At 63.2% G+C, this 16,219-nt stretch carries 12 protein-coding genes; 7 read left to right on the top strand and 5 right to left on the bottom strand.

Annotated features, from left to right (window positions below; translation table 11 throughout):
- Positions 1-84 precede the first annotated feature (84 nt).
- The 7 genes from LA343_RS07510 to secG all read left to right on the top strand — a co-directional run bounded on the left by LA343_RS07510 (position 85) and on the right by secG (position 8,974).
- Entirely contained in the window at positions 85-1,053 is a 969-nt protein-coding gene (locus tag LA343_RS07510; protein ID WP_025402721.1) for a gluconeogenesis factor YvcK family protein, read from the top strand.
- Positions 1,053-2,033 (top strand): DNA-binding protein WhiA, encoded by a 981-nt coding sequence (whiA, locus tag LA343_RS07505; protein WP_025402720.1) that lies wholly within the window; start codon positions 1,053-1,055, stop codon positions 2,031-2,033. The genes LA343_RS07510 and whiA overlap by 1 nt, the downstream gene beginning before the upstream one ends.
- 207 nt (positions 2,034-2,240) lie before the next feature.
- On the top strand, positions 2,241-3,248 hold the full coding sequence (gene gap / locus LA343_RS07500) for a type I glyceraldehyde-3-phosphate dehydrogenase (RefSeq protein ID WP_025402719.1): 1,008 nt from the start codon (positions 2,241-2,243) through the stop codon (positions 3,246-3,248).
- Positions 3,249-3,420: 172 nt separating this feature from the next.
- Entirely contained in the window at positions 3,421-4,632 is a 1,212-nt protein-coding gene (locus LA343_RS07495; protein ID WP_025402718.1) for a phosphoglycerate kinase, read from the top strand.
- Positions 4,633-4,717: 85 nt separating this feature from the next.
- The gene (gene tpiA, locus LA343_RS07490; protein ID WP_025402717.1) at positions 4,718-5,500 is read left to right on the top strand and encodes a triose-phosphate isomerase; all 783 of its coding nucleotides are present in this window, start codon (positions 4,718-4,720) and stop codon (positions 5,498-5,500) included.
- A 288-nt stretch (positions 5,501-5,788) separates the two neighbouring features.
- Positions 5,789-8,557: a phosphoenolpyruvate carboxylase gene (ppc, locus tag LA343_RS07485; protein ID WP_025402716.1), complete on the top strand. Its 2,769-nt coding sequence runs from the start codon at positions 5,789-5,791 to the stop codon at positions 8,555-8,557.
- Positions 8,558-8,737: 180 nt separating this feature from the next.
- Positions 8,738-8,974 carry a preprotein translocase subunit SecG gene (secG, locus tag LA343_RS07480; RefSeq protein WP_025402715.1) on the top strand — a complete coding sequence of 79 codons (237 nt, stop codon included), beginning with the start codon at positions 8,738-8,740 and terminating at the stop codon, positions 8,972-8,974.
- Positions 8,975-9,134: 160 nt separating this feature from the next.
- On the opposite strand, the gene pgl is transcribed toward secG, so the two are convergent.
- The 5 genes from pgl to tkt all read right to left on the bottom strand — a co-directional run bounded on the left by pgl (position 9,135) and on the right by tkt (position 16,013).
- A complete protein-coding gene (gene pgl, locus LA343_RS07475; RefSeq protein WP_025402714.1) occupies positions 9,135-9,965 on the bottom strand; it encodes a 6-phosphogluconolactonase in 831 nt (276 codons plus the stop codon).
- Positions 9,962-11,023 (bottom strand): glucose-6-phosphate dehydrogenase assembly protein OpcA, encoded by a 1,062-nt coding sequence (locus LA343_RS07470; RefSeq protein ID WP_025402713.1) that lies wholly within the window; start codon positions 11,021-11,023, stop codon positions 9,962-9,964. The genes pgl and LA343_RS07470 overlap by 4 nt, the downstream gene beginning before the upstream one ends.
- A gap of 90 nt (positions 11,024-11,113) precedes the next feature.
- Entirely contained in the window at positions 11,114-12,676 is a 1,563-nt protein-coding gene (gene zwf, locus LA343_RS07465) for a glucose-6-phosphate dehydrogenase (protein ID WP_025402712.1), read from the bottom strand.
- A gap of 92 nt (positions 12,677-12,768) precedes the next feature.
- Entirely contained in the window at positions 12,769-13,884 is a 1,116-nt protein-coding gene (tal, locus tag LA343_RS07460) for a transaldolase (protein WP_025402711.1), read from the bottom strand.
- Positions 13,885-13,928: 44 nt separating this feature from the next.
- Positions 13,929-16,013, bottom strand: a complete 2,085-nt coding sequence (tkt, locus tag LA343_RS07455; protein ID WP_025402710.1) for a transketolase — start codon at positions 16,011-16,013, stop codon at positions 13,929-13,931.
- Between the last annotated feature and the right edge of the window lie 206 nt (positions 16,014-16,219).

Genomic DNA, 16,219 nt, shown 5'->3' with positions numbered 1-16,219 from the left:
CATTCTGACGGCGCTCATTCTGACGGCGCTCATTCTGATGGCGCTCGTACTGACAGCACTGCGTCCATCGGCCGAGTGGCCTGCATGGGTGGTGGCCACGGGCTGTTCAACACCCTGCGGTCGGCACGGTCAGTCTCCGATCACGTCTCCGCCATCGTCACCGTCGCTGATGATGGTGGCTCGTCCGGGCGGATCCGCCGGGAACTCGGCATGCTCCCGCCCGGCGACCTGCGCATGGCGCTGGCAGCCCTGGCCCGGGATAACGAGCGGGGCCACATGTGGGAGACCGCCCTGCAGCACCGCTTCGGCGGCAATGGTGCGTTGAAGGGGCACGCGTTGGGCAATTTCCTCATCACGGGCCTCGCCCAGGTGATGGGAAGCGAGCTGGCCGCCCTCGATGAGTTGTCTAGCTTGCTTGGCGTCAAAGGGCGAGTGATCCCGATGAGCCCCGAGCCACTGGACCTGGAAGCCGAGGTCATCGGCTTGGAGCAGGATCCCCGCGAGGTCGTGAGCGTGCGCGGCCAGGTGGCTGTGGCATCGACACTGGGGGAGGTGCGCCGCGTGCGCTTGTTCCCCGATCATCCTCCGGCGTCCCCCGAAGCCGTGGAAGCCATCATGAAGGCGGATCTCGTGACGATGGGACCCGGCTCGTGGTTTTCCAGCGTGATCCCGCACGTGCTCGTGCCCGACATCGTGCAGGCACTCAATGAGACATCCGCACCCAAGGTGCTCATCCTCAACCTCGTCCCCGAACCCGGCGAGACCGAGGGCTTGTCGCTGGAGCACCACATCCACATGATCCGTCAGCACAGTCCGGAATTGAAGATCGACGACGTCATCGTGGACCTGTCCACCATGCCCAGCCACAGCACGCGGAGGCACATTGACCGGGCAGCTTCGTCCCTGGGGGCACAGGTGCTCTATCGTGATGTGCGAGAAGATGACAACCGAGGCCGCTGGACGGATCGACACAAGCCGTCCAAGCTCGCCTCCGTGTTGCAGGAAGTCGCGGCGGGAACGGACAACGCTCCCGCCCATGGGAAGGACGTGTAGTGGCGCTAACAGCCGATGTGAAGGCCGAACTGACCAAGGTGGATGTGGCTCGGTCCGACGAGAAGCTGGCAGAGGTCGCCAGCCTGTTGCGCTACACCGCCGCACTGCACCTGGTCAACGGTTCCATCGTGGTCGAGGCCGAGGTCGACTCCGAGGACACCGCGCACCGAGTCTCCACCATGATTGAGCAGCTATTCCACTTAGAGGCAGAGCTGCACGTGGTGGGTGCCGGCAACTTGCGCCGCTCACCGCGATACATCCTGCGCTGGGAGGACGGCGGACTGGAGCTGGCCCGTCGTACCGAGCTCATCGACCGCGCTGGCCGCCCAGTCCGCGGCCTTCCTCGATTCATCATCGGTGGCACGAAGGAGCAGTGTGTAGCCGCCTGGCGAGGCGCCTTCCTGGCACACGGTTATCTCACTGATCCCGGCCGATCCTCCGCACTCGAGGTCACGACCCCCTCCAACGAGGCAGCGCTGGCTCTGGTCGGAGCGGCTCGGCGCATCGACGTCGCCGCGAAAACAAAGGAGGCTCGCGGCACACACCGCGTGGTTCTCCGAGACGGCGAATCGATTGGGCGACTCCTGTTGCTCATGGGAGCGACGGACGCCCGCGAGGATTGGGAGAAGCAACGCCAGTACCGGGAAAACCGCGCAAAGGCCAACCGCTTGGCCAACTTCGACGATGCCAATCTGCGCCGCAGCGCGCGAGCAGCGGCGGCGGCAGCAATTCGGGTAAACCGAGCGCTGGACATCTTGGGTGACGACGTACCACAGCACCTCGCGGAAGCGGGTCGGTTGCGCGTGGAGCACAAGGAGGCGTCGCTGGAGGAACTCGGGCGGCTCGCTGAACCAGCCATGACCAAGGATGCGGTGGCCGGACGAATCCGGCGCCTACTGTCCATGGCTGATAAACGTGCCGAGGAGCTGGGCATCCCCGACACCCAGGAGGCAGTGAACATGGAGCTCGACGAAGGATAGCGCTGCCTTAGTGGCGCTTTACTGGTGCTCTAGTGCTGCTTTAGTGTGGCCTCGAAACACTTATACCGACAGGGGTAAATCCTTCTGCAGCCGTGCGGATTGCAGGGTAGTCTCGATTGTGTGAGCGCATGATGCGGGTTGCAGTCCCGCCTCAGGCGCTGGCCATGAAAAACGTTCGTGAACGTCTATATCTTTAGGAGATCAATCGTGACGATCCGTGTTGGCATCAACGGCTTCGGCCGTATCGGCCGCAACTTCTTCCGCGCTGTCAAGGAGCAGGGCGCGGATATCGAAATTGTCGGCATCAATGACCTCACCGACAACAAGACTCTGTCCGTGCTTCTGCAGAACGACTCCGTGATGGGTCACCTCGACGCGAAAGTTGAGTACGACGATGAGTCCATAACGGTTGATGGCCACCGCATCGCCGTCTCTGCTGAGCGCGATCCGAAGAACCTCAAGTGGGGCGAGCTCGGTGCGGACATCGTCATCGAGTCCACCGGCTTCTTCACCGACGCTAACGACGCCAAGGCTCACATCGACGCCGGCGCCAAGAAGGTCATCATCTCCGCCCCCGGCAAGAACGAGGACGCGACCTTCGTGATGGGTGTGAACCACACCGATTACGATCCCGAGAACCACAACATCATCTCCAACGCATCCTGCACCACCAACTGCCTGGCTCCGCTGGCCAAGGTGCTCGATGATGAGTTCGGCATCGTGCGTGGCCTCATGACCACCGTTCACGCATACACCGGCGATCAGCGCCTGCACGACGCACCGCACAAGGATCTGCGCCGCGCCCGCGCCGCTGCCGTGAACCTGGTTCCCACCTCCACCGGTGCAGCCAAGGCCGTGTCCCTGGTGCTCCCGCAGCTCAAGGGCAAGCTGGATGGCTACGCTGTCCGCGTTCCCGTTATCACCGGCTCCCTGACTGACCTGACCTTCGAGGCTGAGAAGCCCGTCACCGTCGAGTCCGTCAACGCCGCTCTGAAGAAGGCTGCCGAGGGTGAGCTGAAGGGCATCGCCAAGTACTCCGACGATGCTCCGCTGGTTTCCACCGACATCGTGGGCGACCCGCACTCCTCCATCTTCGACTCCGGCCTGACCAAGGTCATCGACAACCAGGTCAAGGTTGTTTCCTGGTACGACAACGAGTGGGGCTACTCCAGCCGCCTCGTCGACCTCACCACCTACGTGGGAGAGCGCCTCTAAGCGTGTGACCCCATGAACACCATGCGAACCGAGCACAGCAGCGTTTCCTGCTGTCTCGGTTCGACGTGTACCTAGGGGCCCTGGGACCGACCTGGTTAATGGGACCGACCCAATTAATGCTCGATATCTACCTTCTCAACACCAACGAATTTGCGAACAGGATTTGATGACCATGGCAGTGAAAACCGTCCAAGATCTGATCAATGAAGGCGTCGAAGGCCGCCACGTTCTCGTGCGCGCGGACCTCAACGTCCCGCTCTCCGACGGAGAAATTACCGACCCCGGCCGCATCGACGCGTCTGTGCCCACCCTCAAGAAGCTCATCGAGGCTGGTGCCCGCGTAATCGTCTCCGCTCACCTCGGCCGCCCCAAGGGTGAGGTCAAGGACGAGTTCTCCCTCGCACCCGTTGCTGAGGCCCTCTCCGAGCGCCTGGATCAGTGGGTTCCGCTGGCATCGGACGTGACCGGCGAAGATGCCCACGAGCGCGCCAACGGCCTCAATGATGGCGACATCCTGCTGCTGGAAAATGTGCGCTTCGACCCCCGCGAGACCTCCAAGGACGAGGCCGAGCGCGCCGAGTTCGCCAGTGAGCTGGCGGCGCTGACCGGTGACAATGGAGCTTTCGTCTCCGACGGTTTCGGTGTTGTGCACCGCAAGCAGGCCTCCGTCTACGACGTTGCCAAGAAGCTCCCGCACTACGCCGGTGGCCTCGTTGAGACCGAGCTCGAAGTTCTGCGCAAGATCTCCGACAACCCCGAGCACCCCTACGCCGTGGTTCTCGGTGGATCCAAGGTGTCCGACAAGCTCGGTGTGATTGAGGCACTCGCCCCCAAGGTAGACAACCTCATCATCGGTGGCGGCATGTGCTTCACCTTCCTCGCGGCCCAGGGCTACGAGGTCGGCGGCTCCCTGCTGCAGGAAGACATGATCGACACCTGCAAGGATTTGCTCGACCGCTTCGGTGACGTCATCGTGCTTCCGACCGACGTGGAGGTCGCCGAGCGCTTCGACAAGGAAGCCGACCACCGCACCGTTGACCTCAAGTCCATCCCCGCAGGTTGGATGGGCCTGGATGTGGGACCGGAGTCCGTCAAGGCATTCTCTGAGATCCTCAACAAGTCCAAGACCATCTTCTGGAACGGCCCCATGGGCGTGTTCGAGTTCCCGAACTTCGCCGCAGGCACCAAGGGTGTCGCCGAAGCCATCATCGCTGCCACCAGTGATGGCGCCTACTCCGTGGTCGGCGGTGGCGATTCCGCCGCTGCCGTGCGCACCCTCGGCCTCAACGAAGACGGTTTCACCCACATCTCCACGGGTGGCGGTGCCTCCCTCGAGTTCCTCGAGGGCAAGGAACTGCCGGGCGTTGCAGTCCTCGAAGACTGAGAAGACGCGAAAAGACTGAAAAGAGTCGCGAAGACTCACCAGCCCCAACCCATCCACGCTCGACCCTAGAAAGGCCTATCAACACATGGCTGCACGCACACCGCTTATCGCTGGCAACTGGAAGATGAACCTCAACCACCTCGAGGCCCTCCAGGTAGTCCAGAAGTTCGCCTTCGCCCTGCCCAAGGACTACTACGACAAGGTAGACGTAGCGTTTATCCCGCCGTTCACCGACATCCGCTCTGTCCAAACCCTGGTGGACGGCGACAAGCTCCAGATCACCTACGGTGCTCAGGACGTCTCCGAGCACGAGTCCGGCGCCTACACCGGTGAGGTCTCCGGCCCCATGCTCGCCAAGCTGGGCTGCACCTGGGTAGTCGTGGGACACTCCGAGCGCCGCGAGTACCACAACGAGGACAACCAAACGGTCGCCAACAAGGCCAAGGCCGCACTGGCTCACGATATGAAGCCCATCGTGTGCGTCGGTGAGCCCCTCGAAGTTCGTGAGGCTGGCGAGCACGTGGACTACGTAGTCACCCAGACTCGCGAGTCCCTGGCGGGCATCGACGCCGCCGAGCTGTCCAACGTGGTCATCGCCTACGAACCGGTCTGGGCCATCGGCACCGGCAAGACCGCCTCGGCGGAGGATGCCCAAGAGGTCTGCGCGGCCATCCGCAAGCTCGTGGCCGAGCTCAGCGGAGAGGACGTCGCGGCTGGTCTGCGCATCCTCTACGGTGGCTCCGTGAAGACAGACTCCGTTGCCGAGATCGTCTCCCAGCCCGACGTTGACGGTGGACTCGTCGGCGGCGCCTCCCTGGACGGCGAAGACTTCGCCCGCCTTGTCGCGGCAGCGGCAAACGCGTCCTAGGTGGCGTCGAGACGAAAAGAAGCGACCCGAGACCAGGGGAGCACCGGCAGTGTTCGCTGAAACTTAACATTGCCGGGTCACCGCAGGTAGTGGGCGCAAAATTAAAGAGGAACTAGCGGGCACTCTGCGCACAAACGCGGAGTGCTCGCTACTCTTGTGTCTATGACTATCGCAGGTGAACACAACAAGGACCTGAAACAGGGCGCAGCGCACAAGGAGCAGCTGCGGACGAAGACGGTGGAAGGGACGGCCATCCCCATCCTGCCGCCCGAAACACCCCACGCCGATATCCACCCCACCGTGCGCGACGACACGCGCTACCTCGGCACCATCCTGGGCGACGTCATCCGCGAACAGGAAGGTGAGTACACGTTCAACCTCATCGAGAACGCGCGTGCGGCGGCCTTCGACCTGCGTTACGGTGAGCTGCGCGTCGCCGACCTCGCCGAGCAGATCAAGGCCGTGCCGACGGATAAGGCGCTGCCCGTAATTCGCGCGTTCTCGCACTTCGCCCTCATGGCGAACCTGGCCGAGGACCTCCACGCGGAACGGCTGCGCGAAAAGGCGGCCGACGAGGGCGAGGCCGCGCAGCCCTCGACCCTCGAGTACACGTGGAAGGCCCTGGATGACAACGGCGTTTCGGCCGAGGCCGTGGCGGCGACGATGGAAAAAGCCATGGTCGCGCCCGTGCTCACCGCGCACCCCACCGAAACGCGGCGAAGGACCGTCTTCGACGTGCAGAAGGACATCATGAAGATGATGCGCCGACGCGGGGAGATCCTCAACGCCCCCAACAACGCTCGCACACAGCAGCGACTCGAAGCCATTGACCTCGTTATTCGACGCCGCATGACGCTGCTCTGGCAGACGGCACTGATCCGTAGCGTGCGACCCCGCATCGAGGATGAAATCAAGGTGGGCCTGCGCTACTACGGCATCAGCCTGCTCACCGAGATCCCGGCGATCAACCGGCGTGTGAATGAGCACATGTGCCAACGCTACGGCGACGCAGTAAAGCGCACCCCGATGGTGCGCCCTGGATCGTGGATCGGCGGCGACCACGACGGCAATCCGTTCGTCACCGCGGAGACGGTGGAGCTGGCCACGAGTTCCGCGGCGCGGACGATCTTCGAGTACTACGTGGACACGCTGTATTACCTCGAGCACGAGCTGAGCTTGTCCTCGCGGCTGACGGAAGTCACCGATGAGCTCGCCGACCTGGCAGATCGCGGGCACAACGACATTCCCTCGCGGGCTGACGAACCGTACCGACGGGCGCTGCACGGAATGCGCGGACGGGTGGCGGCCACGGCGAAGCAGTCGCTGGGGGAGCCGGTCGTGGCCGGTGGTGTGCACAAGGGGCACAAGCCGTACACCGGTCCCGAGGAGTTGCTGGCCGACATTCACGTGGTCGATGCCTCGCTGCGCAACTCCATGGACGAGCTGTTGGCCGACCACACCCTGGCGGACCTCCGCGAGGCCGTGGAGACCTTTGGGTTCCACCTCTCGGCGCTGGATCTGCGCCAGAACTCCGAGAGCTTCGAGGAGGTCCTCACGGAGATTTTCGCGCACGCCGCCGTGCACGATGATTACGCACAGCTGGACGAGGACGCCAAGATCGAGCTGTTGCTCCGCGAACTGCAGAGCCCCCGTCCGCTCGTTGATCCAGAGGCGGAGTTCAGCGATAACACGGCTAAGGAGCTCGGCATCTTCCGAGCCGCTGCTGCCGCAGCGCGGAAGTTTGGCCCGCAGGTGATCCCGCACTGCATCATCTCCATGGCGGAATCCGTCTCCGACATCCTAGAGCCCATGATTCTGCTCAAGGAGGTGGGACTCATTCGGGCGCACCGGGATGCCCCCACCGGCTCGGTGGATGTCATCCCCTTGTTCGAGACCATCGACGACCTCGCCGGTGGTGCTGAGATCATGCGCAAGCTCTGGAAGCTGCCGCTGTACCGCAACTACGTGCAGCAGCGCGGGGACCGGCAGGAGATCATGCTGGGATACTCGGACTCCAACAAGGACGGCGGGTACTTCGCGGCCAACTGGGCACTGTATGACGCCGAGCTGGCGTTGGTGTCCGCCGCCAGCGATGCGGACATCTCGCTGCGCCTGTTCCACGGCCGTGGTGGCACGGTGGGTCGCGGTGGCGGCCCGTCCTACGAGGCGATCCTCGCCCAGCCCGAGGGCGCGGTGCAGGGCGCCGTGCGCATCACGGAGCAGGGCGAGATCATCTCCGCGAAGTACGGCGACCGGGTCAATGCCCGGCACAATCTCGAGGCGCTGGTAGCGGCCACGTTGGAAGCCAGCCTGTTGCCCGTCGACGAGATCGAGAATCCGGAACCGGCTTACGAGACGATGCGGGAGCTCTCCGCGCTGTCGCAGAAAGCCTACGCTGCGCTCATGCACGAGGACCCCGGATTCATCCAGTACTTCACGTCCTCCACGCCGCTGCACGAGATCGGGAGCCTCAACATCGGCTCGCGTCCGTCCTCGCGCAAGGAGACGAAGAACATCTCCGATCTCCGCGCTATCCCGTGGGTGCTGAGCTGGTCGCAATCGCGCATCATGCTGCCCGGTTGGTTCGGCGTGGGCTCAGCTCTGGAGCAGTGGTTGGCCGATGGCCAGTCGATCTCGGGGAGCGAGAAAGAACGCCTGAACTACCTTCGCGAATTGCACAAGCGTTGGCCGTTCTTCGACTCCGTGCTGTCCAACATGGCGCAGGTGATGTCAAAGGCGGACATGGCCATTGCGGAGCTATACAGCCACTTGGTGCCGGATCAGGACGACGCCAAGCGTATCTTCTCCATCATCGAGAAGGAATACCGGCTCACCGTGGAGATGTACCTCAAGATCACCGGCCGCGAATCGCTGCTGACGGATAACCCAGAGCTCGCCAATTCGGTGCGCAACCGGTTCCCATATCTGGTTCCGCTCAACCTGTTGCAGGTGGAGCTGCTGCGCCGCTACCGCGCCGGCGACGATTCTCGGAAGGTGCGATCCGGAATCCAGTTGACGATGAACGGTCTGGCCACGGCACTGCGCAACTCTGGCTAGGTGCTCGACGCAGAGGGCGCAGTGGACACAGCGAACACAGTGGGCGTGGTGGATTGCATCGGCCCCGACGGGACAGGTAGATTTGTACCTTGGATTACAAGCAACTATTGTCGTGCGGTCATGTGTGCTCGCTCGCACATGTGTGCGCACGGCGTTAACGAGAAGTGTAAAGGTAGGACATTGATCCTCACTCTGCAGATCATCTTGGTCATCACCAGCCTGCTCATGGGGCTTTCCGTGCTGCTCCACAAGGGTAAGGGCGGTGGCCTGTCCAGCCTGTTCGGCGGCGGTATGCAGTCTAACCTTTCCGGCTCCACGGTGGCGGAGAAGAACCTCGATCGTCTGACGATCACCACCGCCGTCATCTGGCTCATCGCCCTCATGGCGCTGAACCTGGTGCTGCACTACAACCTCTAGAAAACGAGCTGAGCTGAACCTCTGGGCATTTTCATTGCTCGGAGGTTCTTTGGTTCTTTGCAACGGAAAAGGGGCTAGCCAAGCGCGTTACTACACGCCTTGGCTAGCCCCCTCCGGTGTATGAGAGGCCGCTAGGGTCGCAGACCCACGACCGCTTGCGTTAACCCTGTGGGTTCGCTGACTCATCAACCCACAGCACGGTGGATTCCACCCCGTGGACACCTGCTGCCGGCCACTCGGCAGCGTCGCCGCCGGTAAAGACCTGCTCTGCGGCCTCCTTCTTCGCCTCACCGCACACGAGTAGCCACACGTGGCGGGACGAATTGACTGCGTCCAGGGTTAGACTCATGCGCTCCGGCGGGGGCTTGGGGCAATCCCGCACGGCCACCACGGACCCTTGCGCCTCAAGCAGCTCCTTGGTGTGGGGGAATAGCGAGTTGATGTGCCCCTCGGGTCCCATGCCGAGCAAGTGAATATCGAACCCATCCGGTGCGACGGAGTCGATGAACTTCTCGTAGAACTCGGCACCCTCGTCGAGTGCCGAGCCGCTCGGGTCCTGTCCTTCTTGCACTGCGGGGTAGCGGTACACATTGAGGTTCGGAATGTCGATGTGACGCAGCAGCGCATCATGCGCCTGCTTGTCATTGCGCTCGGGATCCCCGGCGGGCACGAACCTCTCGTCGCCGAAGAATAGGTACACGCGCGACCAATCGATGGATGCGATGGGGAAGTCTTCCGCAGTCTGGCGCGAGGCGTGATCCAGCGCAGCGATCTCCGCCAGCGTGGCAATGCCTGCGCCACCGCCGGTGAGAACTACTCGCACCATGCCGTCATCGGTCACGGTATCGCCGGAGCGCTGCAACGCGGCCACGGTAGAGACGAATTCGCGGGCCACTGAGGAGGCCAATGCTGCCTGCGATGCTCGAACACGAAGTTCCACGCCTGAATCGGGGTTAATCGTCGGTTCGGTGGTGCGCGGTGGGTTTTTCATCGGCGGGACTCCTGCTCAGCAAAGTGGTCATCGGCGACGGATGCACTCCACCGGTCGGGAGCCTCATCCGGGATCGATGCGCCACGGTAGTTCGGCAGCCGGTTAGTGCGCTCGGGTCGGTTGACTCGGACTAGTCCTCGCAACGCATGCCCGAACGCGTAGTCGGGGTCGAGGTGCCGCAGCTCCTCGGCGAGGCAGTCGGCCAGTGGGCGGCGCCCGAGCGTCACCAGCGACTCTTTGTCTCCGACCTTCATCGACACCGTCTCGGAGTCGACAACGGTCACCTCAACCGTAGCTGATTCGCGGTGCAGAACAGCCTTTTCGATAGAAATTGTTTTGTTGCCCTTATCGTCGCGGGGGATGGCATCTGTTCCGCTGTTGTGCCTGGTCACCGGAACCTGGAGCTTCTCCGCGAGCCACCCCGCGGCGATATCCGTCGAGGGATCATCAGCGGGGCCTGTCAGCTCTACGGAATCGATGGGTTCGTAGGGCGGCTGATCGAGGGATGATGCGAGCAGGCCGCGCCACAGGGTGATCCGGCTCCACGCCATGTCAGAGTCGCCGCGGGTGTATGTCATCCGCCGCCGGAACAGGGCGTCCGTATCGTCGTCGTGCAAAGAATCCGTGATGCGGCGGGTCGCGAGCATGCCAATAGCATCGGCCGCGGGGTTGCGGGGTCCGTTCGTCGGCCACCAGGCCACGATGGGTGTGTCGGGCAGCAGCAGGGGAGTAACCACCGAGGCGCGATGAGCCACCAGCTCGCCGTGGTTGTGCATCACGATGATCTCGGACGCACCCGCGTCGCCACCGAGACGGATCTCCGCGTCGAGGTGCACCTCGTCGGACTTGCGGTGGTTGACGAGGATGAGCACGCGCGCGGGGTGCTCGCGCGAGGCCTCGTGCGTGGCGTCGATGATGCGGGGCAGGTCGTCCTCGCTGGATGCCACGACAATGAGCGTGAGCACGCGGCCGGTGGCCACCTCGCCGCGCTCCTCGCGTAGGGCGCTGAGTTTTTGGCTAATGATGTGGGTGCTGGTGTTCGGTAGGTCGATAATCATTGTGGCGGGTGCTCCTCAGTTGTCGATGCTGTCATCATCGCTGCTGTCAATGTCGCTGTGGGCAACATCTGTGGTCGATCTAGGGACGATCTATGGTCGACGCCACACGCGTCCCGAACGCTCAAGCATCTTGTCGGCACCGGCGGGGCCCCATGTTCCGGCGGGGTAGTCCTCGGGGCGACCGTGCAGTGCCCAGTGCTCGAGGATCGGATCGAGGATCCGCCACGATAGTTCGACCTCCTCGTTGCTGGGGAACAGGCTGGCCTGGTCCAGCAGTGCGTCGAGGATGAGGCGCTCGTAGGCTTCCGGCGACTCTTCGGTGAAGGCCTCGGAGTAGCTGAAGTCCATGTTGACGTCGCGCACTTCCATTGCTGATCCGGGCACCTTGGAGCCGAAACGCATGAGCACGCCTTCGTCCGGCTGCACGCGGATGACCAGCATGTTGCTGCCCTGCGCGGTGGTTTGACCAGCGCCGAAGGGAAGGTGGGGTGCTTCCTTGAAGACCAAGGCGATCTCCGTGACTCGGCGGCCCAGTCGCTTGCCGGTGCGCAGGTAGAACGGCACGCCGGCCCAGCGGCGCGAGGAGATCTCGAAGGTCGCCGCGGCGAAGGTCTCTGTGGTGGATTCGGGGTCGAAGCCCTCCTCCTGGCGCAGCCCTCGGACGCGCTCAGAGCCCTGCCAGCCGGAGGTGTATTGGCCGCGGGCGGTGGTTTGTGCGAAGGGCCCTACCGGGCGGGTGGCCCGCAGAATCTTCACCTTTTCGGCCTGCAGTTCCACGGGGTTGAAGTCCACGGGCTCTTCCATGGCAATGAGCGCCAGCAGCTGGAGTAGGTGATTCTGGATCACGTCGCGGGCGGCGCCGATGCCGTCGTAGTAGCCCGCGCGCCCGCCCAGGCCGATGTCCTCGGCCATGGTGATCTGCACGTGATCGATGTAGTGGGAGTTGAACAGCGGGTCGAACAGCTGGTTCGCGAAGCGCAGCGCCAGGATGTTTTGCACCGTCTCCTTGCCCAGGTAGTGGTCGATGCGGAACACGCTGGATTCGGGGAACACCTTATTGACGATGTCGTTGAGTTCCCGAGCGGATTCCTCATCGTGGCCGAAGGGCTTTTCGATGACAACGCGCCGCCAGCCGTTGTGCTCCGGTCCGAGTTCCGGATCGGCCTTCGCCAGCCCGGAGCGTTCCAGCTGATCGCACACGTTCGCGAAGTAGTCCGGGGGCACGGAAAGGTAGTAAGCCCAGTTGCCTGCGGTGCCGCGCGTCTTGTCGAGCTCTTGGGTCTTTTTCGCCAGGGCGTCGAAGGCTTCGTCGGTAGTGAAGTCGCCCTTGACGAAGAACAGCCCCTCCGCCAAGCGATCCCACACGCTCTGCCGCCACGGGGTGCGTGCGCGGTCCTTCACGGCATCGAGAACTTGGTTCTCGAACTCTTCCTTGGACCAGTCGCGTCGGCCGTAGCCGATGAGGCTGAATCCCGGCGGGAGCAGGCCGCGGTTGGCCAAGTCGTAGATCGCGGGCAGCAGCTTCTTCCGCGCGAGGTCACCGGTCACGCCGAAGATCACAAGGCCACACGGCCCTGCGATCCGTGGCAGCCTCTTATCCAGTTCGTCACGCAGCGGGTTGTTCGACCCGTAGCCGATTTCAGTGGTGGACATAGCAGGCAATTGTTCCTTCAATCCTTAACTCAGTGGCCTGTTCGGCGGTAGTGGCTGGCACGTGGCTGGCACAAGGCAACGCGGGGGAGCGGTTACTCGTGGGCGTCGAGCTGTTCGCTCAGGGTGTCGAGCAGCTCGTTCCAGGAATCCACGAACTTCTCCACGCCCTCGGTTTCCAGGACCTTCCACACATCACCGAGGTCGATGCCGATGGAATCCAGCGCCGCAAACACCTCGTGGGCGGATTCCTCGGTTCCCTCCAGTGCATCGCCGCTGACGGTGCCGTGATCGATCGTGGCATCCAGGGTCTCTTCCGGCATGGTGTTGACCGTGTTGGGACCAGCGAGGTTCGTCACGTACATGGTGTCCGGGTACTCAGGGTTCTTCACCGAGGTCGACGCCCACAGCGGGCGCTGCACATGGGCACCCTGGGTCTCAAGATCCTTCCACTCGGGGTTGTCGAGCAGTGCTTCCTTGAAGGCGGCGTAGGCCAGCTGTGCGTTGGCAACTCCGGCCTTGCCCTTGAGCGCCTTGGCTTCCTCCGTGCCGATGGCGTCCAGTCGCTTGTCGATTTCCGTGTCCACGCGGGAGACGAAGAAGCTGGCGACGGAGTGGATCTTGGTGAGATCGTGGCCGTTATCCTTGGCGAGCTTCATGCCTTCGATGAAGGCATCCATGACCTGGCGGTAGCGCGCCACGGAGAAGATTAGCGTGACGTTGACGCTCACACCGGAGCCAAGCACGTCAGTGATGGCGGGCAGGCACTCTTCGGTGGCCGGGATCTTGATGAGAAGGTTCTCGCGATCCACGGTGCGGGCCAGTTCCCGAGCCTGGGTGACGGTGGCCTCGCGCTCGTTGGCCAGGCGCGGGTCGACTTCGAGGGACACGCGGCCGTCAACTCCGTCGGTGGCTTCGTAGATGGGGGCGAAGACGTCGCAGGCTTCGCGCACGTCGTCGGCAGCCATGTCGAACACTGCGGAGTGTGCTGGGGTTCCCTTATCCGCGAGCTCGCGGAGCTGGTCGTTGTAGGCGTCACCTGCGGACATCGCCTTGGCGAAGATGGCGGGGTTGGTGGTCACACCGACTACGCCCTTGTTGTCGATGACGTCTTTCAGGTTGCCGCTGCGCAGACGATCACGCGAGAGGTCATCCAACCAAACGGAGGTTCCAGCCTGTGACAGCGCACTGATGTTATCGGGAGTGCTCATAATGTCGATCAATCCTTATGCGGTGGTTGGTTGTGGGCCCGCGGCTACTTGCCGAGGGTCTGCTTGGCTGCATCCACCACGGCGTCGGCGGTGATGCCGAATTCGCGGTAGAGGGTCTTGTAGTCGGCCGACGCGCCGTAGTGCTCGAGGGAGATGTTGCGGCCCTTGAAGCCGGTGAACTCGTGCCACGGCATGGCGATTCCGGCTTCGACGGAGACGCGTGCTTCCACAGAGGAAGGCAGAACCGACTCGCGGTAGTCCTCGTCCTGTTCCTTGAACCACTCCATGCACGGCATGGAGACCACGCGGGTGCCGATGCCGTCCTTCTCAAGGGTCTCAGCTGCCTCCACAGCGAGCTGAACCTCGGAGCCGGTGGCGATGAGGATGACCTCTGGGGTGTCGGTGGAGGACTCGACGAGAACGTAGGCGCCGCGGGCAACGCCGTTGGCAGCCTTTTCCTTGGTGCCCTCGAGAACCGGGACGTTCTGGCGGGTGAGAATGAGAGCCTTGGGGCCCTCGGGAGCCTTGAGGGCTTCAACCCACGCCACGGCGGTCTCGTTGGCATCCGCTGGGCGGATCACAGAGAGGTGGGGGATGGCGCGCAGTGCGGCCAAGTGCTCCACCGGCTGGTGAGTCGGGCCGTCTTCACCGAGGCCGATGGAATCGTGGGTCCAGACGTAGTAGACGTCGGACTCCATGAGGGCGCCCAAGCGAACGGCACCGCGAGCGTAATCGGAGAACTGCAGGAAGGTCGCACCGTAGGGGCGGGTGGGGCCGTGCAGTGCGATGCCGTTGAGGATGGCGGTCATGCCGTGCTCACGGATGCCGAAGTGCAGGTTGCGGCCACCGGGCTCGGCGGAGAACTGACGAGTCGAGATGGCTTCGGGGCCGAAGGACGGGGAATCCTTAATGATGGTGTTCGTGGAACCAGCAAGGTCGGCAGAACCGCCCCACAGCTCCGGCAGGGTCTTGCCTAGCGCTTGGAGGGTTGCTTCGGAGGCCTTGCGGGTTGCCAGGGAATCGCCGGCATCCCATGCCGGCAGCTCGGCGTCGAAGCCCTCGGGGAGCTGGCGGGAGTACAGGCGGTCGTAGAGCTTCTTGCCCTCAGGGTTCTTCTCTGCCCAGGCGTCGAAGTCCTTGGTCCACTGTTCGTGGGCCTTAGAGCCACGATCGACGAGCTTGCGGGTGTGCTCAACGACGTAGTCCTCCACGGGGAAGGGCTCGTCGGGGAAGTCCAGTTCAGCCTTGATCCCCTTGATCTCGTCGGCGCCGAGGGCAGAGCCGTGAGAAGCACCGGTGTTCATCTTGTTCGGTGCGGGGTAAGCGATGACGGAACGGAGGCGGATGAAGGTCGGACGGTTGATCTCGGCCTTAGCCTTGGAGATTGCGTCCTCGATACCTTCCACGTCCTCGCCGGTGACCTCGAGGGTCTGCCAACCGTAGGCCTCGTATCGAGCCACGACGTCTTCGGTGAAGGCGATTTCCGTCTGGTCCTCAATGGAGATGCGGTTGTCATCCCAGAAAACGATGAGGTTGCCCAGCTGTTGGGTGCCTGCCAGGGAGGAAGCCTCGCTGGTCACACCCTCCTGGATATCGCCATCGGAAGCGATGACGTAGATGTAGTGATCGAAGGGGGACTCGCCGAGTGGAGTCTCTGGGTCGAACAGCGCGCGCTCGCGGCGGGAGGCCATGGCCATGCCCACGGAGGATGCCAGACCCTGGCCCAGAGGGCCGGTGGTGATCTCTACGCCATCGGTGTGGTGCACTTCGGGGTGGCCCGGGGTTTTGGAACCCCACGTGCGCAAAGCCTTGATGTCATCGAGCTCGAGGCCGAATCCGCCCAGGTACAGCTGGATGTACTGGGTGAGTGACGAGTGGCCGGCGGAGAGCACGAAGCGGTCGCGGCCGACCCACTTGGTGTCCTTGGGGTCGTGGCGCAGGACGCGCTGGTAGAGGGTGTACGCCAGGGGAGCCAGGCTCATGGCGGTGCCGGGGTGGCCGGAGCCAACGTTCTCCACGGCATCGGCGGCGAGAACGCGTGCCAGATCGACCGCCCGGGTGTCCGTATCACTCCAGTCCTCGGGGTAGTTTCGCACGGTCAGCGCGGCCAAATCGGGTGGAAGAGTCACGTTTTCTGCCTTTCTACGGTTCGCTTCACATATCGCTTCAGAGTATTGAGCGCAGTTATATTCGGATACGGCTACCCATAGTAATGCCGTTTGAGACCTTTGTGTTCCACCGACCGGTCATTCCGGATATTGAGGCGAGTCCGATCCGCAGCAGCAGCGGACAAGCGCGTAGAGTTGAAGCCTGTTGAAAAGGTGCCGAGCCACAA

It is taken from the genome of Corynebacterium falsenii (assembly GCF_020099275.1).
Lineage (GTDB): Bacteria > Actinomycetota > Actinomycetes > Mycobacteriales > Mycobacteriaceae > Corynebacterium > Corynebacterium falsenii.
The sequence above is the reverse complement of the archived record's forward strand: the minus strand, read 5'-3'. Positions and strand labels throughout refer to the sequence as shown.